Below are 17,894 nucleotides of genomic sequence, written 5' to 3' on the forward strand. Positions count from 1 at the left end.
GTAGAGAGTAAACCTTGAGTACACAACCTTTTTCCGACTTGCCGCTGCCCGAAGCGCTGCTGCACAACCTGGAGCAGATTGGCTACCGGGAAATGACCCCTATCCAACAAAAAAGCTTACCTCTGGCCATGGCTGGCAGAGACCTGATTGCCAAAGCCAAAACCGGCAGTGGTAAAACGGCAGCCTTTGCCATTGCTATGCTACTGGGCATTCATCAACGCTTTTTTGGTTGCCAGGGACTGGTGCTGAGCCCGACTCGTGAACTGGCAACCCAGGTCGCCAACGAGATTCGAAAACTGGCTCGCTACCGGCAGAACATCAAGGTCGTTACCCTATGTGGTGGGCAACCTATTGGTCCACAGATCAGCTCACTCTCCCATGGTGCCCATATCGTCGTCGGTACACCGGGAAGAATTCAGGATCATTTGCGTAAGCGAACACTGACTATCGAGCATCTAAAGACGGTGGTATTGGATGAAGCCGACCGTATGCTGGATATGGGATTTATTGATGCCATTGAAAACATTCTGGATCACACCCCACCAGACAGGCAAACACTGCTTTATTCAGCTACCTACCCCAAACAGATCAGGGCTTTGAGCCAAAAGTTCCAGTCTGAACCTGAAGAAGTCACCGTTGCGTCAGTGCATACTCACCAGCACATTCAACAGTTTTTCTATCAAGCTGAGAACGGTGATAAATCAGAAACCCTCTGCAAACTGCTCAACCATTATCAGCCCGGTTCTGCTGTCATCTTTTGTAATACCAAACAGACCTGTAAAGAAGTTGGAACATATCTTTATGATCAGGGTTACAAGCCATTGGTACTCCATGGTGATATGGAACAGCGAGAACGAGACCAGATGCTGGTCCGATTTTCAAACCAGAGTGCCGATGTTCTGATTGCTACCGATGTCGCAGCCCGGGGTCTGGACATTGATGACCTGGCCGCCGTCATCAATTATGACTTGAGTCGAGATCCGGAAGTCCATGTCCACAGAGTCGGGCGAACAGGTCGTGCCGGTAAGGAAGGGCTGGCCCTAAACCTGCACACCTCCCGTGAGCAATACAAGCTGGATGCTATTGCCGATATCCTGCGGACGGAACTGACTTTTGGTGACCACAGAGCACTGAAGCCAGCAACACAGCCACCCCCAAAAGCCCCAATGGTGACACTGGCTATTGACGGAGGAAAAAAGAACAAGGTGCGCCCTGGTGATATTCTGGGTGCTCTTACTGGTGACGCTGGCATTCCGGGAGATCAAGTTGGCAAAATCAATATCTTTGATTTTGTCGCCTATGTGGCCATTAAAAGAGAAAATGCCCGAAAAGCCTTGGCTCGCCTTGAACAGGGCAGAATTAAGGGCCGGAAGTTTAAAGTTCGCAGACTCTGATAACTCCCGTGTTTTAAGTGCTCACGGCCCATAACACATCCAATTTGTGTTATGAGCCGGGATCTTTGGAAACCGCCTCTTAAATCAAGGGGTAATACACTTGATCTTGCTCCAGTCCAGTTTTTTCGCTTCCTGAGTTATCTGTTCATTGCAGACATAACAGTAGTTGCGGTTGTGATCACTATCGTGTTTGACTTTTCTGCCAATAATGCAGTGACCCTTCATATCCATGCAGAACCTTGGTTCGTAGTTGAAACGGGCACACTCACCCAGATCCCTGGCAGAATGCTTCATTTCCTGACCGTCCCGAATCCAGTAATGGCCGTTATGAGTCCCTATATCAAACTTGCAGACATCAATGTTGCCTTTAACATATTCAGGGAACCTGCATACCTGATTTTCCGATGCCAGGTCTGAGAAAACCTGATTTTCGTAATAACGAGACCCACCCAGCTCACAGCGCTCGCCATCGGCTGATTTAGTACCAAAAGAGAAGTAACGGTGCTCTTCTCCACGAACTTCTTCAGTTCCGCTACCCGTACAGAACCTGAGTCCCTGCGTGGCAGGCTCGTGTTCCTGGGTAGGTTTGTCTCCACCACCGGGGGTTGATTCTCCCTGATACTCTGCATCCTTAGCATCAACCTCGGGCTCACCTGTCGGTAGATCACAAAACTCAAAAAAACGTTTTGATAGAAAAAGTTCAGTACTAATTCCCGCAGGGTCCTTCAAATAGGGATTAGAGGTTTCTGCTTCCTGTAACTGAGTGTAATTGGCCAATAGCCACTGAAACTCATAACCGTAAGAGCTATTTCCGTTGGCATCCTTATACAAGCAGGCCAGAACCTCGGCGCCTTCTACCCCCTCAAGAGACACATGCCCAACCTCAATACCAGAGCGTGTCGGCGAATTCGTCACACAAAGTGGCACATCGTCCATAGACTCAATGATTTCAGAGAGGGCATCGACGTTATACGAGCTGCTGGAATAGGTAGAGAGCCAACACGCTTTATTTGCATTTGCTTCCGCATGTGCCATGGACAGTGAAAGGAAAGCCCCAGTCAGACTGGATAAAGCCATTTGAACTAAACGCATCAGAGTTCACCACTGCTAAAAATTGATAATTCAGAACCGGCTGCCTTAGAGCTTTTGGAGTTATCTTTTTCTAGACACAGTTATATAGACGAAGTTAGGATTTATCGCCACATCCTCTCCCTCAGGGACATGAAATATCACTGAGCATTGGCTATAGGTAAAAGTCAGCATGGGAGCCAGTGCTCACAAACGGTAATTTTGTTATTTTTATCTAAGCAATAACGACAAATGAAAAAATTGATTCTGACGGCTGTCATCCTGGCGGCCAGCTCTACCCTTGCCCAGGCAGATATTATTGGCGCAAAACTGGGTTACAACTATTGGAATACTGCCGATCACGGTGACTTTCACACTGTTTACGGACAGATAGAGCACCCCATCCCACTGCTCCCCAATCTCGCGGCAGGTTATAGCAAACTCAATCATGACAAGCTGAAATTCGACAGTTACGATGCCTCCGGCTACTACGAAATTCTGGATAATGGCAATATTGCCCTGGACCTGGGTCTGGGGGTTCGTCGCTTTGACAGCGGTAAATACCGGGACGCCTCATTCAGCGATACAATCCCCATGTTAACTGCCGATGTGGAGCTGTTTCAGGCCAGCACTATCAGCTTTTACAGCAAGCTGTTCGCAGGTCGCTCTGAAGATACTGACTTTAACGATCTGGAAGTGGGTGCCCGTTTTTACCTGTTTGCCGACCTGAAACTGCAGGCTGGCTACCGCCTCTACGAAATCGATATGGATGGCACCAAGGGCATCTATAACGATGAAAGCATCAAGGGCTTTAATCTGGGTCTGCACTGGGATATCTGACCTATCCCTCACATAGAGCTGGCTCCTGTGAGTCAGCTTCCTGCCTATTCTGACAAATCTGCTAGACTTTTCAGACTGAAAAAAACTAACTAACAAAATGGCAGGTTACGGTGGACGGAACAAGCCGGGGTGAGCCCTCTCCCCAAACAGGGAATATTCCCCCTCCTCAATCTTTAATGGGCTCTGAACAGGAAAGCGAAGTCACAGGTGAACATCATCATCGTGCTATCACTCCCACCAGCGGCGAAAATCTGGTAGCCAGAGCAGCTGTCGCAGCTGGCAAGGACGAGCAGTTGTCGCAACGAAGTGTCAGCAGAAAGAAATACACTCCGGATGAAATGGCCGAAATGGGCTACAAGGTCGAAAAGTCCCGGAAAGCCATTGCAGCGTTTCTAATAGAGAATGGCTTAAATGAAGGGGTACCCGAACTTAAATGTGAACTTTACGATGGCTACAAAGAGTCCACTCAGGTCCTGTTCGTAGAGATGAAACGATTACTGGATGCGCATTTTTCTAATGTGAACCGGATGTACCAAGTGCTCCAGTCGGATTACAGAGCGTATGGAAAACTGGAAAGCACCGCCAGAAGAGCTGCCAGATCGCGACGGGTCAGCGAAGAGGAACAGAATCTCCTGAAAGACCTCGTCATTCTGGGAAATTCTGACAAACGCTACAAGGAGTACTGGCAAGAGAAAAAACGGATACTCCTTTATGCCAGTCTTTGTGGAATACGCTTTAGCACAGCTCTCAAAGTGATTCCTAAACTTGATGCCATACGAGGGAGCGAAACCTTCCGCCAAAGGATAGAAGACTTTTTGCCCCAGTCCATTGAATGCATGAAAATGTACCAGGAAGTCATTCAATGTCAGCTGGGGCTTGAACAATATTCAAAACTTGAAGAAAGCCTTAATGCCCACGATAGAGCGGCCTTCGGGGCAGCCATGCTGGCTGATCTGGCCATGGATGACTACATGCCCACTGACGGTAAGGATAAACTTCGTCAAATGCTGGCGACCCATTCCTGCTGCTTCATCCAGTGGCTGACTGACTTCGACCCGGAGCAGCCACAAGTAGTGAAGCTGTGTAGCTGGAGAGTCAAGCATCTGATCAATGCCGCCATTCTGGCAGACAACCCCAAACAAGCTGAGCGCTTCTTACAGTTCTTCCGGAAACAGATGGAAGCAAATAATCCTGACTTTGCCCCACAGGATGTTTTCTCACTCTGCCATTCCCTAATTACATCGCTAGCCTATCTTTATGACCGCCCTGAACCACTGGCCCATTTTAAAGCACGGCTGGAAGGGACTGTAGCTCCGTTAACTGAGTTAGTAACCCTGATCAGAACCATTAACAAGAAAAAAATGCTAACTGACGACCTATGGGCTGCGCTGGTGTACCTTTTTGAGCGGATCAACAACGACTACCAATTAGTAATAAAGGATCTTCGTGAGCGCGAAGCAGGGGTCGTTCAGATAGCTTCCGACCTGATTAGAGAAGAAGAAGAGGAACAAAAGCAGATCAAAGAAAAACTGGTGGCCAGAGCAAAAAAACGTCGGGAAAAAGAAGAACAGAGACAGGAGGCCGAATGGCAAAAAAAGCAGGCCACACAGGCCGCAGCCGCAGAGAAGAAACCGGAGCCCCCTGAGCCAAAGCCCTATGACCTGGAAAGTACTCTGAGCAAGGCTACCGAGGCGTTTGCCCGAAAAGAGCCTATTGGCGTTCTGAACAATATCTTCAAAAAAGTGATTCAACATCCCCGGGTCAGCGGCTTTGACAAGGCTCAGGCTCACTACAGTTATGCAGACATGGTGACCTCCAGGCTTCGGCGTCAACTGGAGTCTGTTCACAAAATGATTGAGCCCGTTTATGCCTTCAGTGAAGCTCTGGAAAATCAGGGTCCGCCTGAGCTGGAGAAAGACATCAAATTCAGGAAAGCACTGAGGCAGTTCAAGCTTAATATGCAGAAAATCAGTATCAACACCCTGATCATGAACAAGGCCGTCAAAGAAGCGCAGGAGATTTTCTTTAGCCTTAATGAGGATCAGCCAGAGTTTGTTGATGCACTAGTGGACCTTCACAATGACATGGAGTACCTGGTTGCACAGGGAAAAGCCGTTATTCAATGCTGCAAGGACATTCCAGATATTTATGCCCGTCGGGGTCAAATGATTCAGCATTACAAGCTATCTAAAAAAGTTGGCTCACAGCGGCGCAGCGAGTTAAGAAGTGACTCAGAACGACATCGCGAGCTAAGCGATCACATCAAGGATCTGGAAGAACTCGGCAAAAAGCTCGATACCAGTATGGGAATGTTGGAAAAAACCCTTACATGTGAACAGGCGGCTCAAGTCCGACAGACGCTTTCAATCGCGAAAAAAAATACCCCGACGCCGGATGAAAAAACCAGCCCTGGTTCCATTGAAGACAAACAGCAGACCCCGAACCCTGATGATCCGGGCCCTGCGCCTGAAATTAGTAATGATTCTGCACAGGGCTCTCTGCCCGAACCGGCAACCTCATCCATGGCAACCCCTCCGGTAGCTACTGCTGAGTTTTCAAAGGACTCCGACGAAGGGGAGATAGAAACCCCATCAGTTGCTGATATTGAAGAAGCTCATGGGGTTTTGCTACCCCTGAAGCTGCCTATCCCCGAGAACATGATGGTCGCCCTGGGCTTTTCGATCATAGAGCACAAGCTCATTGCACCCATGAAACTCTACGATTCAGAAAGCGTTCAGGAAAAAAATCTGACCGCTGCAAAATCCAGAAAAGGCAAAAAAGGAAAGCGGCAGGGGCAAAGAGAAAAAGCTCCAACAGAACCTCAAGCCACCGCTGTTAAAGAGGAAAATGCCGATCCCGGTGAACTGGGCCTGAAACTCCAGACAAGGCTCTGTGACTATCTTGAAGTGCTCAATGAGACCGGAAAAACACCTGATGGCAAAGCTGTGCCTGAGAAGCTGAATGTAAAAGCAATGCTGGCAAGAGTGAAGCAGGGTACTTTTCTGAAAGACTCCGGGTACTTTGGCGTTGACTTTACCTTTCTGTCAGATGCTCTGAACATTCCTGTTCAGGCTAACCTGCCATTGAGCAACAGGCTCTACTTTCGGCCAGGTCTGGTTAGGCCCCAGCAACTCGACCTCTGGACAAACCCGGAACCCCACCTGCATCTGGAATACCCCACTTATTCCGGAGAAGAACACCAATGGTTTGCTTCTATGGAGCATTACTTTCAATCCGGTTTTGAGGAAGATTACCAGTTGTTTACCAAGGAAGCCAAACCCAAAAAGGCAGACGATAAGTCCAAGAAAGGATCGTGAACCACTCATTAGGCCTTTTTATAACTTTCGTCTTCACAGGCAGGAGTCTCCTGAAAGCAGATGCTATACCTTTAGAAACAGTCATTTGAAATACCAGCAAGGATGCCGTCGATGTCGAAACAGATCTTTCAGGCCCCTCACAGTCAGGAACTGGCCACTATCACCGAATACCTGCTCACTGGAGGAACACTGGCAGAAGCCAACCAGATGAGTGAGAAGGCCCTTGAGTCCATTTATTCCCATGGCTACAACCAGTACCAGAATGGTCATTTTGAAGAGGCTGCCAAAATCTTCCAATATCTCTGCTTTTATGACCACTGGAATGCCCGCAACTTTCTTTGCCTGGGTTCCTGTCAGATGATGCTGAAAACTTACGGTCAGGCCATTAAAACCCTCGAATACGCCGCGCGAATGGATATCAGTAATCCACTGGCCAAAGTCTATATGGCTGATTGCTACCTGGCTCTGAAGGAAAGAGGCATTGCTGAAGTGATTTATAAAAGCGCCTTGAAAGATGCCAGAAAACATCAGTTTAATCATCTGGAGCTGAAAAGAGTTGAGAATCTGCTCCAGACCTTTGAGGACGATAAGGGAGGGCTGTCCTGATGGTCGATTCAGTTAATCGCAATGATGGTATTTTAGTCCCAACGCAGGCAGAAGCTCTAAAAGAGATTGAGAAGACTAACCCTGTCTCACAGGGCTATGAAAACAAGAACTCGGTATCAGTCAGAACCGGGGAAGATCAGGTTGTTCTGCCTCCCGGTGGTTCAGAGGCTCCTTCCATTCCAGAACCCGACTCAATGAATGCGGGCCAACTGGATGACCTTGAAAAGCATTTAACCCAACAAACCACAGCCAAACTGCGAGGCGAGATTGGCGGCATGTTTGGTGAAAGCCCGAACTCAATTACCATTAGCCGACCAGAGTTAGTGACTATGGCGGTAGGTGAGACTGTTCTGGATACCGAAGCCAAACTGTCACGGGTGGTGGAAGCCTCTCCTCGGGTCATGCAGCACATTGGTCATTCCGTAGATCAACTTCAAATGGAGCATATTGAGGGCACACTGACCGCCGACAAGCTCGAAGAAATACTGGCTCAGATCAATGCCAGCCTGGAAGACAGCTCGGTTAAATACGCTGAAAACAAGATTGAGATGGCTTCCCTTGATGCTCAGCAGCGGCATGATAGTAATATCGAGCGTATCCGGGAACACATTGAAGAGGTTAACAGCGCCAGTGCCGAGGCTACAGCCAAGCCTGAAAATATTTTCCTGAAAGCCCTGTCTTTCCTGTTCCCGCCTGTCATGCTGTGGGAATCCGCACTGATGATTGACCGGGAGGTCAACCCCGGCAAAGACAACTCTCATCTAAGTATCTTTTCTAAAAATGAAATCGACTTTATGCTGCAGCAGACCGGGGAGGCCAATGCAAGCTTTATCAAACATGCAAGCCCCTTTATGCCAGCTTCCATGGTGGAAATCGGCACCTCTGAACAAACCGATAATCACCCATCAAAAACCGATGATACCCAAAAACGCAAAGAAGTCTCTGATGAATCCGGCTCTCCAGTGAGCGATGCCACTGAAGGCCTTCAGATTGCCAGCGAAGGTCTTGATCACTTTGAGAGAAGAAAGGCTCTGCTCCAGACTCTCCAGCAACAGGCAGAATCGGAAGAAGCCAAGAAAAAGCTTGAGGCAGCTATCAACGCACTGCAAGGCGGAGACCCTGCTCTGGCAGAAGAGATTCTGGGCTCTCAGGGACTGGATAGCAGTATCGGAGACAGCATGAGTGCGTCAACCGGTGATAAAGAGCTTACAGAGGCAAAGGATATTAAGAGGTTTGTCGATGACATATCCGGTGTTCCTGACGAGGTGCTCTCTTCCATGAAGGATGCAGACGGTGAACTGAGCCTGATCAAGCGCTTCACCTCTGTGTAAGTACCTGACCACCCTGCCTTTGCCATGAATCAATGATGTTCATACCGAGGCAGGGATGGTTTATCACCACATCACTTCGGTTTCATCTCATCCCCTGGCTGCAATTCGTGCTATCAAAGCGACGCATTTTTTGAAAAAATAGTGCCCCTTCAGAAAGAGCAGATAAAACCAGAACATTCATGAGTCACTCCTCCCTGCAGCAACCGTTGCCTGCCAAGGAACTGTTTTCCTACCCAAAGTATTGGGCTGAATGCTATGGCACAGCGCCTTACCTCCCCATGACCCGAGCAGAGATGGATGAGTTAGGCTGGGATTCCTGCGACATTATCATTGTCACAGGCGATGCTTACGTAGATCACCCCAGCTTCGGTATGGCAGTCATTGGCCGTTTCCTGGAATCCCAGGGCTTCAGGGTGGGCATTATTGCCCAGCCAGATTGGAGCAACACAGCAGACTTTATGCGTCTGGGTAAGCCCAACCTGTTTTACGGTGTCACCGGTGGCAACATGGACTCTATGATCAACCGCTACACCGCCGACCTGAAAGTTCGAAATGACGATGCTTATACACCGGATGCAGAGCCGGGCAAACGGCCTGATCGCTCGGTGATTGTTTACAGTCAGCGTTGTAAAGAAGCCTATAACGATGTGCCCGTCGTTATTGGCGGTATTGAAGCCAGCCTTCGCAGGATTGCCCAGTATGATTACTGGAGTAATGAAGTGCGCCGTTCTGTTCTGATGGATTCCACTGCAGATATCCTCCTCTATGGCAACGCTGAGCGAGCCATGGCCGAGGTGGCGGACAAACTGGCTGCGGGCGTTAATATCAAAAATATGGATGATATTCGCGGTACGGTTGTCGTTAAGCCTGGCACACCAGAAGGCTGGACCGAAATAGACTCTACCCGTATCGACTGGCCAAGAGATCCGGGATCTCTGGAAGAAGCCTATGGCACCAACCCATACGAATATGTGCAAGAAGAAGAGTGCGAATCCAAAAAAAGACAGGAGCCGGATATTCAGCCTGTCCGCATTGTTCCACTTCCGCTGCACCGCAAGACTGACTTTGATACCAGCAAAAGCTGTATTCGTCTGCCGTCGTTTGAAAAAGTGCGTAAAGATCCCGCGCTATACGCCCATGCCTCCCGAGTGCTGCACCAGGAATCCAACCCCCATAATGCCCGGGTGCTGGTGCAGAGACATGGCAACCGGGAAATCTGGGTAAACCCGCCTCCCATTCCTCTGGAAACGCCGGAGATTGATGGTGTCTTTGCCCTGCCTTATCAGCGCAGGCCACACCCATCCTATGGTGATGTAAAAATTCCGGCCTACGACATGATCAAAACGTCCGTGAATATCATGCGGGGCTGCTTTGGTGGCTGTACCTTCTGCTCCATCACCGAGCACGAAGGTCGGGTCATCCAGAGTCGTTCCCAGGAATCCGTCCTGCAGGAACTGGAAGAGATCAGGGACAAGGTGCCTGGCTTTACCGGTCAGATTTCTGACCTCGGTGGCCCAACCGCCAACATGTATCACCTGAACTGCAAGAGTGCAGAGATTCAGGCCAGTTGCCGCCGTCTTTCCTGTGTGTTCCCGGGTATCTGCAAAAATCTGGAAACCTCACACAAGCAAACGACAGAGCTGTACAGAAAAGCCCGTGCCATTCCCGGCATCAAGAAAATCGCCATTGCTTCGGGTCTTCGTTATGACCTGGCAGTAGAAGATCCGGAATACGTCCGTGAGCTGGTCACGCACCACGTCGGTGGGTATCTGAAGATTGCGCCGGAGCATACCGAGAAAGGTACTCTGGACCTGATGATGAAACCCGGCATGGGCACCTACGACGCTTTCAAGAAAATGTTCGACAAATTCTCCAAAGAAGCCGGAAAAAAGCAGTATCTTATTCCTTACTTCATTGCCGCCCACCCGGGTTGTGAAGACGAAGATATGATGAACCTGTCGCTTTGGCTGAAACGTCACAAATTCCGTGTCGACCAGGTACAAACCTTTTATCCGTCGCCTATGTCTCTGGCAACGGCTATGTACTATTCCGGTCGTAACCCGCTCAAGAAGCTTAATTACAAGGGTGACAGACTTTATATTCCCAAAGAGCTGGAACAACGTCGTCTGCAAAAAGCCTTCCTGCGTTATCACGACTCCAGAAACTGGGATGTCCTCCGTAACGCCCTGAGAAAGATGAACCGCTCCGAACTGATTGGCGATGGCCCCAATCAACTGGTACCTGCGGAAGAACAGAGCAAAGACAACCGCCGACCACACAACAAAAAGCCTGCGGGAAAATTCCAGAAGGCCCGTGGTGGTCAGTGGGATAACCGAGCACCCCGCAAAAAGCCGGTAGCCCGGAAAAAGCCTTCAGCTAATAAAAAGTCCAGATAACCCCTAAAAAAAAGCCCCGAATTCTTCGGGGCTTTTTTATTGACCCTTGCTCGGTTGATGGGGATGGCAAAAAGTGGCCTTGCCAATATTTGCTAATATATAGCCAATATTTTTTTTAACCGCATCACTGGCGCTCATGCCGCTCAAGGTTCCGGTAGAAATTTTCATGGGAGCCAAAGGAGATCAGCTCCAGTACCAGCTTGCCGTCGTCAAAATAATAAGCCAGCAGGGTCAATTGTTTTGCCATTTTGAATTTATAAACCTGGAGGTGGCTCAGGACGCCTTTCTTCTTATCGCCAATATCGGGATTATTGGCTACGGCTCTGATAGCTGTATCAAGATCCGCTTTCTGGTTGGGCTTGAGTTTTTTCACGGCTCTTGCAAACCGGGCTGTCTGGAGTATCGTTTCTGCCTTAGCCAAAACGGTACTCCGAGACCAGTCCCTGTTTGCGCTCTTCTTCGGCTTCCAGAATATCTTCAATGAAATTAATGGGCAGATCAGGGTTTTCCTTGGCAATCTTGCCGAGGCAGGCCCAATATTCCACCTGTTTTGCCGCCGAGCGTTTTTTGACCTTGCCAACAAGGGTTGCAGCGGTCACCAGCTCTTCATCCAGTCGTAAGGGTGTGCTTGGCACGTTTCAAATCCTACTTTTTGTATCAAATTGCTACAAATATAGTTATATGCATCAAGCCTGTCAAAAGCCCTGACCCTTTTCGTGAAGTCACGAAAAGTGTGCTACCTCTGGTGGTTTAATTCAGGGATTGATTCCAAGCCAATCTTGCAGCTTAGAAATGCTGCAATGGTGCCGGAGCTGGTAGCAATAATCGGGAAGAAAGCCCCGAAGATTCTGGGGCTTTTTTATTGACCCACAATTTCTTACACTGCCTGACAACCTTATAAGGAAGATGTGATGAATACACAGATTGATCAGGAAACTCAGGACAAACTCGACGCAGCTACTTTTCGCCACCTGCTGAAGCACCTCGACGATAATAAAGAGGTGCAGAATATTGACCTGATGATTCTGGCGAACTTTTGTCGGAACTGCTTGGGCAAGTGGTACAAAACGGCTGCTGACGATCTGGGTGTTGAAGTGTCCGACAATGAAGCCAGAGAACGTATCTATGGCATGCCCTATTCCCAATGGAAAGAAAAGCATCAGCAGCCCGCATCGGAGGAACAGCTGGCCGCTTTTGAAGCCAGACAAAAGAAGTAGTGCTCTGAATACTGACTGAATACCCAACAAACAGCCATAGTAATGCCAACACAGCCATGAGTTTTTCCGAACAGCCTTGAGCTGTCCGAATAGTCCTTAAGAAGGGAGCTGAGTATGAATCGTTTCCCGCTTCAGATTCACATTCCTAAAGCCAGCCGACTGATTTATGGTTGTATGGGCCTGGGAGGTGAGTGGAACAATAATCCTATTTCCGATCACGACCACACTCTGGCCCATAATGCCGTGAATACAGCACTGGAGTGTGGCATTAACTTCTTTGACCATGCTGATATCTATACCATGGGCAAAGCAGAACAGGCATTCAGCAACGTTATTAAAGCGGAGCCAAAACTTCGCCAGGACCTGATCATCCAGTCCAAATGTGGCATTCGCTTTGCCGACGACGACAACCCCGGTCGATACGACCTTTCTCCCCAATGGATAGAGTTCAGTGTCAATGGCATTCTCGAAAGGCTGGGTACAGAGTATCTGGATATTCTTTTACTGCATCGCCCTGACCCGCTGATGGAACCCGATTTAATCGCCGAAGCGTTTACTCGCTTATACGACAGCGGAAAAGTACGACACTTTGGTGTTTCCAATATGAACCAGCATCAAATCGCCTACCTTCACTCCTGCATCGAACAACCTTTGATCGTCAACCAGTTGCCCATGAGTCTTGCCCGTTGTGACTTTGTGGAAGACGGGATACTGGTCGCCATGAGTGAGAGTGCCGACACTGGCTTTACGCCGGGAATGATTGATTACTGTCGTAAAAATAACGTTCAGCTTCAGGCTTGGGGCTGTCTGGATCAGGGACTGTTCATCGGAAAAGATACCAGTAAGGAACCAGCGGCCGTTCAGGCCACTGCAAAACAGGTTGCCGAGATGGCTGAAGACTATCAGACTTCCGGAGAAGCCATTGCTCTGGCCTGGCTGATGAGGCACCCGGCCAGCATCCAGCCTGTGATTGGCACAACGGATAAAGATCGTATTCGTGCATGCTCTCAGGCGATGGAAGTTCATCTAAGCAGGGAAGACTGGTACAAGCTTTATATCGCCTCCAGAGGGCAGTCTCTGCCTTGATTTGAAAATGACTCAGTAACTCTGACATCGACGAACAATTATTAGAAAACGGGGATGAAGTTATTATGAACCAGAAAGCAACCAGATATCTGGCTGCCACACTCATAGCTACCACTCAGCTGACGGGCTGTTCAGGTCCCTGGAATAATCCTCATCAGGAAAGTTCTGGTCATCAAAACCAGACTGTCTACTACACCAATTTTCAACTCCCACCCCAGCACTTTGATCCGGCTATTTCGTACAGCACTGATGAAAGTATGCTGATCGACCAGATCTACGAGCCTCCTCTTGGTTATCACTTTCTGAAAAGGCCTTATGAACTGCAACCTCTGGTGGCTGAATCCATGCCAGAGGTTCGTTTTCTTAACGCCAACCACGAGGAGACCACCTTTGATAGCCCTGACATTGCCTTCAGTCGATACACCATCACCCTCAGGGAAGGTATTGTTTATCAGCCTCACCCGGCGTTCGCCAAAAACGGTAAAGGCGATTACGTCTATCTCTTTAACGATGAAAGTGAAACCGTAAACTACAAAGCTCTTTCCGACTTTGGTCAAACAGCAACTCGGGGGCTGGACGCAGACGACTTTCTCTATCAGATCAAAAGGATTGCCGACCCTCACAATAAAGCACCCTTAATTGGCTTCCTTGCTCAGTATATAGACGGCATGAGTGAAGTGACCGAGGAATTAAAAACTGTTGAAAGAGACGGGTGGCTGGATCTTCGTGAATTCAAAATGAGGGGACTGGAAAGAGTTGATGAGCGGACTTTCTCTATTACTATAAAAGGCATCTACCCCCAGTTTTCTTACTGGCTGGCCATGCACTTTTTTGCACCTGTCCCCTGGGAGGCGGATCGCTTCTATAACAACCCCGGGTTCAAAGACAACAACCTGACTCTGGACTGGTATCCAGTCGGCACAGGTGCCTACATGATGACCAGAAATGACCCTAACAGGGAAATCATTCTGGAACGAAATCCTAACTTCAGGGATGATTTTTATCCCACTGAAGGAGCCCCCGGTGATAAAGAGGCAGGGTTGCTTGCTGATGCCGGAGCAAAGGTACCTTTCATAGATAAAGCCATTTTCAGCCTGGACAAAGAAGTTTTGCCTATGTGGACCAAATTCCTGCAGGGATATTACGATCGCTCAGGAGAAAACCACGGCAACGTCACCCAAAACTTTGACCAGGCCTTGACCATCGGCCCCGAGGGTGTAGAGCTTACCGACGAAATGCAAGACAGACAGATCACTCTGTCCCAGGATGTTAAGCCTGCGGTCTACTACATGGGCTTCAATATGCTGGACAATGTGGTGGGTGGTTACTCCCCGAAAAAGCAAAAGCTGCGTCAGGCCATCTCCATTGCCTGGAATTCTGAAGAATATATAGAAATATTCCGAAACGGCTCCGCCATTCCTTTCATGGGGCCCATTCCTCCCGGTATTGAAGGTTCTCTGAAAGCAGAGGCAGGCATCAATCCCTTCACCCACGACTGGAAAAATGGCAAGGCCGTTCGCAAAGACCTTGAATACGCCAAACAGCTTTTGGCTGAAGCGGGCTACCCCAATGGTCGTGATGCTGAAACAGGTGAGCCTTTGAAGCTCTATCTGGATGTCCAGGCCCAAGCCACCAGCAAAAGCCGTGAAGACTGGCAAAAACGCCAGCTCAAAAAACTCGGCATAGAGTTAGAACTCAGAGCGACAGACTGGAATCGCTATAAAGAGAAAATGAGCACAGGGAACCACCAAATGTTCTCCTATGGCTGGTTGGCCGATTACCCTGATCCCGAGAATTTTCTGTTCTTGCTCTATGGCCCTCAAAGCCCTGTCGCCTGTCAATGTGACGGCAACAACAATGCCAACTATAACAATCCTCGCTATAACACGCTTTACAAGCAGATGAAGACCATGCAGCCCGGTCCTGAGCGAAATCGGTTAATCGCCGAAATGTTGGATCAGGTTCGCGCTGATGCTCCCTGGTTTACTGGCGAATACCCGAAAGAGTATTACCTGAATAACCAGTGGGTTTCTAATACCAAACGTCATGGCATCTCCAAGGCTACCCTTAAATACCTGAAGATCGATTCAGAAGTGAGAAAACAAAAACGGGCTGAATGGAACCAACCCAATCTTGTCCCTCTGGTGGCAGGCATGGGTGTTTTTGTCGCTTTGTTTATCCCTGCTATTCGCGCCTATAGACGACGCCAGAAGCTGGTCATAAATACCGACAGCTAATAAAAGGCTGAAGAATAATTTTCAGGTTTAAGGACGTTCTACCATGCTTGCTTATATTATCAGACGACTGATTTACGCCATTCCTATTCTTATTGGTGTCAATCTGATTACTTTTTTACTCTTCTTTGTGGTGAACAGCCCTGACGATATGGCACGAGCTCAGCTGGGGGATAAATACGTCACCGAGGAAGCCATTGAACTCTGGAAAGAGACGAATGGCTACCACCAGCCACTGTTTTTCAATCACGAAGAAGAAGGTCTGAAAGCACTGACAGAAACCATCTTTTTCAACAAATCCATCAGTCTCTTCAGCTTCGACTTTGGACGGTCGGAGAGCGGTCGGGATATTACCAGCGATGTTTCCCAGCGCGTGTGGCCCAGCGTCATGTTTGCCCTGCCAACACTGCTCATCGGACTCTGGGTCAATATCAGCATAGCCCTTTTAGTGGTTATGTTCCGCAATACCGGACTTGAGAAAGTGTTTGTGGTCTCTTTTGTTGGCTTGATGTCTGTCTCTTACCTGTTTTACATCATTGGTGGCCAGTATCTGGTCACCCGTTTGTGGAACCTGGTGCCTGTGTCGGGTTTCCAGCCCGGACTGGGTTCCTTCAGGTTTCTGATTCTTCCGGTTGTTATTGGTGTCATTGCCGGTACCGGAGCCGGAGCACGACTCTACCGGACACTGTTCCTGGAGGAAGCGGATCAGGATTACGCCCGCACGGCCAGGGCAAAAGGGGTAAGCGAAGTCAGCGTCCTGTTCCGGCACATTCTGCCCAACACCATGATCCCGATTCTGACCAATATCGTGATTGTCATTCCAATGCTGTTTATGGGCAGCCTGGTGATGGAATCCTTCTTTGGCATCCCAGGCCTGGGCAGTTACATGATTGATGCCCTGAAATCCCAGGACTTCGCCATTGTCAGAACAATGGTGTTTATTGGCTCAGTACTCTACATCATAGGCCTGATTGCCACTGACATTTCATACACACTGGTCGATCCCCGTGTCAGGCTGAATTAGGAGAACATCCATGAAACCGGTTATTTTATGGAGTGATGCATTGCTGTTTATCCTACTGGCAGCCATGATCGCATTCATTGTCAGTATCATTCGCAACAACGAGAGTCGTGAACGCTGGAGCAGAGTTTTTCGTTCCCGACTGGGCATGTCCTGCTTTCTGATTATTCTTACCTACATTGTCATAGGTGTTCTGGATTCACTGCATTTTCGCAAGGCGATCGAACCTCTTGAAGGTCAGCATAAAAGTGACGTTTATTACTCCAGTCATATAAACAGTGTTCTGGATCTGGTGCTGGGCGAAATGGGGGAGGACAAGGAAAAAACCTATTCAGCCCCCTTCTCACTGAAATCATACTCCAAGGAAAATATGCAAGATGAACAAGGCAATACTTACCGGGATTATGCCAGCTTGAAACATGCAGGTAAGCATCTGGAATCCTCTGATGACAGGCTTGTGGATATTGCCCTGCAATCATTTCAGGCGCTTCTCACTGGCCTGTTGTTCAGCGCTCTTCTGATTGCTGCCCATGCCTATTGGATGAAAGGTAAAAACAGCATCTACCCGTGGAAAACGGCCTATATAACCCTGGCAATTATTATTTGCCTGCTCACCTGGATGATTCACATCGGCTGCCTTTATCACATCCTGGGCACAGATAAAGCAGGTAACGATGTTCTCTACAAATGCCTCAAAGGTATTCGCACCGCCATGTTGATTGGCACTCTGGCTACTCTGATCATGATGCCTATTGCCATTTCCCTTGGAATAGCCGCTGGTTATTTCAAAGGCTGGGTAGACGACATTATTCAGTATTTGTATACCACTCTCAGTTCTATTCCGGGTCTTCTGTTGATTGCAGCCTCCGCTCTGCTGTTCCAGATATGGATTGACCTGAACCCTGATTACTTTAGTACCGGACTCGAAAAAGGTGATGCCAAATTCATCGGCCTATGCTTTATTCTCGGAGTCACCAGCTGGGCCACCCTCTGTCGTCTGCTCAGAGCGGAAACCTTGAAAATCAGTCAACTTGACTATGTCCAGGCTGCCCATGCTTTCGGCGTCAGTCATGCCAGAATCATCAGCAAACACATTCTGCCCAATGTTACCCATATCATTCTGATCATATTTGTTCTCGACTTCAGTGGTCTGGTAATGGCCGAGGCAGTGCTTGCCTACATCGGTGTGGGAGTCGACTCTTCAATGCACAGCTGGGGTAATATGATCAGCACTGGCAGCGCAGAACTCAGTCGGGTACCCGCCGTCTGGTGGAACCTTGCAGGCGCTTTTACCCTGATGTTTGTTCTGGTGCTGGCAGCCAACCTTTTCTCGGACCTCGTCAGTGACGCCTTTAACCCCAAAACCCATTTGGAGGCTGCCTGA

14 protein-coding genes are annotated in these 17,894 nt (G+C 48.8%); 11 read left to right on the forward strand and 3 right to left on the reverse strand.

All coding sequences use genetic code 11. From position 1 onward, the window contains the following. Positions 1–14: 14 nt before the first annotated feature. Complete coding sequence (dbpA, locus tag ACOMHB_RS22850) at positions 15–1,394, forward strand: ATP-dependent RNA helicase DbpA (protein ID WP_448218353.1); 1,380 nt, start codon at positions 15–17, stop codon at positions 1,392–1,394. Between the two features lie 84 nt (positions 1,395–1,478). Here the strand turns inward: dbpA and ACOMHB_RS22855 are convergent, their stop codons facing one another. Continuing rightward, complete coding sequence (locus ACOMHB_RS22855) at positions 1,479–2,486, reverse strand: hypothetical protein (protein WP_448218354.1); 1,008 nt, start codon at positions 2,484–2,486, stop codon at positions 1,479–1,481. A gap of 228 nt (positions 2,487–2,714) precedes the next feature. Between ACOMHB_RS22855 and ACOMHB_RS22860 the strand changes: the two genes are divergently transcribed. From ACOMHB_RS22860 to ACOMHB_RS22880, 5 genes are all read left to right on the forward strand, one after another. Further along, positions 2,715–3,302 carry a TIGR04219 family outer membrane beta-barrel protein gene (locus ACOMHB_RS22860; protein ID WP_448218355.1) on the forward strand — a complete coding sequence of 196 codons (588 nt, stop codon included), beginning with the start codon at positions 2,715–2,717 and terminating at the stop codon, positions 3,300–3,302. A gap of 110 nt (positions 3,303–3,412) precedes the next feature. Further along, on the forward strand, positions 3,413–6,619 hold the full coding sequence (locus ACOMHB_RS22865; RefSeq protein WP_448218356.1) for a hypothetical protein: 3,207 nt from the start codon (positions 3,413–3,415) through the stop codon (positions 6,617–6,619). Between the two features lie 111 nt (positions 6,620–6,730). Next, a complete protein-coding gene (locus ACOMHB_RS22870; RefSeq protein WP_448218357.1) occupies positions 6,731–7,225 on the forward strand; it encodes a SycD/LcrH family type III secretion system chaperone in 495 nt (164 codons plus the stop codon). Then, positions 7,225–8,556: a hypothetical protein gene (locus tag ACOMHB_RS22875; RefSeq protein WP_448218358.1), complete on the forward strand. Its 1,332-nt coding sequence runs from the start codon at positions 7,225–7,227 to the stop codon at positions 8,554–8,556. Before ACOMHB_RS22870 ends, ACOMHB_RS22875 begins: the two co-directional genes overlap by 1 nt. Before the next feature lie 179 nt (positions 8,557–8,735). Next, the gene (locus ACOMHB_RS22880; RefSeq protein ID WP_448218359.1) at positions 8,736–10,952 is read left to right on the forward strand and encodes a YgiQ family radical SAM protein; all 2,217 of its coding nucleotides are present in this window, start codon (positions 8,736–8,738) and stop codon (positions 10,950–10,952) included. A 124-nt stretch (positions 10,953–11,076) separates the two neighbouring features. Here the strand turns inward: ACOMHB_RS22880 and ACOMHB_RS22885 are convergent, their stop codons facing one another. Then, entirely contained in the window at positions 11,077–11,373 is a 297-nt protein-coding gene (locus ACOMHB_RS22885) for a type II toxin-antitoxin system RelE/ParE family toxin (RefSeq protein WP_448218360.1), read from the reverse strand. After that, positions 11,366–11,587: a TA system antitoxin ParD family protein gene (locus ACOMHB_RS22890; RefSeq protein WP_448218361.1), complete on the reverse strand. Its 222-nt coding sequence runs from the start codon at positions 11,585–11,587 to the stop codon at positions 11,366–11,368. Before ACOMHB_RS22890 ends, ACOMHB_RS22885 begins: the two co-directional genes overlap by 8 nt. 276 nt (positions 11,588–11,863) lie before the next feature. Between ACOMHB_RS22890 and ACOMHB_RS22895 the strand changes: the two genes are divergently transcribed. The 5 genes from ACOMHB_RS22895 (at position 11,864) to ACOMHB_RS22915 (ending at position 17,894) form a co-directional block, all read left to right on the forward strand. Next, positions 11,864–12,169, forward strand: coding sequence for a DUF1244 domain-containing protein (locus tag ACOMHB_RS22895; protein WP_448218362.1), 306 nt, complete (start codon positions 11,864–11,866; stop codon positions 12,167–12,169). 114 nt (positions 12,170–12,283) lie between these two features. Beyond that, positions 12,284–13,255, forward strand: a complete 972-nt coding sequence (locus tag ACOMHB_RS22900; RefSeq protein WP_448218363.1) for an aldo/keto reductase — start codon at positions 12,284–12,286, stop codon at positions 13,253–13,255. A gap of 65 nt (positions 13,256–13,320) precedes the next feature. Beyond that, complete coding sequence (locus ACOMHB_RS22905; RefSeq protein ID WP_448218364.1) at positions 13,321–15,492, forward strand: ABC transporter substrate-binding protein; 2,172 nt, start codon at positions 13,321–13,323, stop codon at positions 15,490–15,492. A gap of 43 nt (positions 15,493–15,535) precedes the next feature. Then, positions 15,536–16,513: an ABC transporter permease gene (locus ACOMHB_RS22910; protein ID WP_448218365.1), complete on the forward strand. Its 978-nt coding sequence runs from the start codon at positions 15,536–15,538 to the stop codon at positions 16,511–16,513. Between the two features lie 10 nt (positions 16,514–16,523). Then, positions 16,524–17,894, forward strand: coding sequence for an ABC transporter permease (locus tag ACOMHB_RS22915; RefSeq protein ID WP_448218366.1), 1,371 nt, complete (start codon positions 16,524–16,526; stop codon positions 17,892–17,894).

Source organism: Endozoicomonas sp. 2B-B, from assembly GCF_053470045.1.

What these genes read in the sequence shown, in the direction of transcription:
- ACOMHB_RS22905 (WP_448218364.1), top strand. Translation starts at nt 13,321, where the DNA reads ATGAACCAGAAAGCAACCAGATATCTGGCTGCCACACTCATAGCTACC.
- ACOMHB_RS22895 (WP_448218362.1), top strand. Translation starts at nt 11,864, where the DNA reads ATGAATACACAGATTGATCAGGAAACTCAGGACAAACTCGACGCAGCT.
- ACOMHB_RS22870 (WP_448218357.1), top strand. Translation starts at nt 6,731, where the DNA reads ATGTCGAAACAGATCTTTCAGGCCCCTCACAGTCAGGAACTGGCCACT.
- ACOMHB_RS22880 (WP_448218359.1), top strand. Translation starts at nt 8,736, where the DNA reads ATGAGTCACTCCTCCCTGCAGCAACCGTTGCCTGCCAAGGAACTGTTT.
- ACOMHB_RS22860 (WP_448218355.1), top strand. Translation starts at nt 2,715, where the DNA reads ATGAAAAAATTGATTCTGACGGCTGTCATCCTGGCGGCCAGCTCTACC.
- ACOMHB_RS22855 (WP_448218354.1), bottom strand. Translation starts at nt 2,486, where the DNA reads ATGCGTTTAGTTCAAATGGCTTTATCCAGTCTGACTGGGGCTTTCCTT.
- ACOMHB_RS22875 (WP_448218358.1), top strand. Translation starts at nt 7,225, where the DNA reads ATGGTCGATTCAGTTAATCGCAATGATGGTATTTTAGTCCCAACGCAG.
- ACOMHB_RS22915 (WP_448218366.1), top strand. Translation starts at nt 16,524, where the DNA reads ATGAAACCGGTTATTTTATGGAGTGATGCATTGCTGTTTATCCTACTG.
- ACOMHB_RS22900 (WP_448218363.1), top strand. Translation starts at nt 12,284, where the DNA reads ATGAATCGTTTCCCGCTTCAGATTCACATTCCTAAAGCCAGCCGACTG.
- ACOMHB_RS22910 (WP_448218365.1), top strand. Translation starts at nt 15,536, where the DNA reads ATGCTTGCTTATATTATCAGACGACTGATTTACGCCATTCCTATTCTT.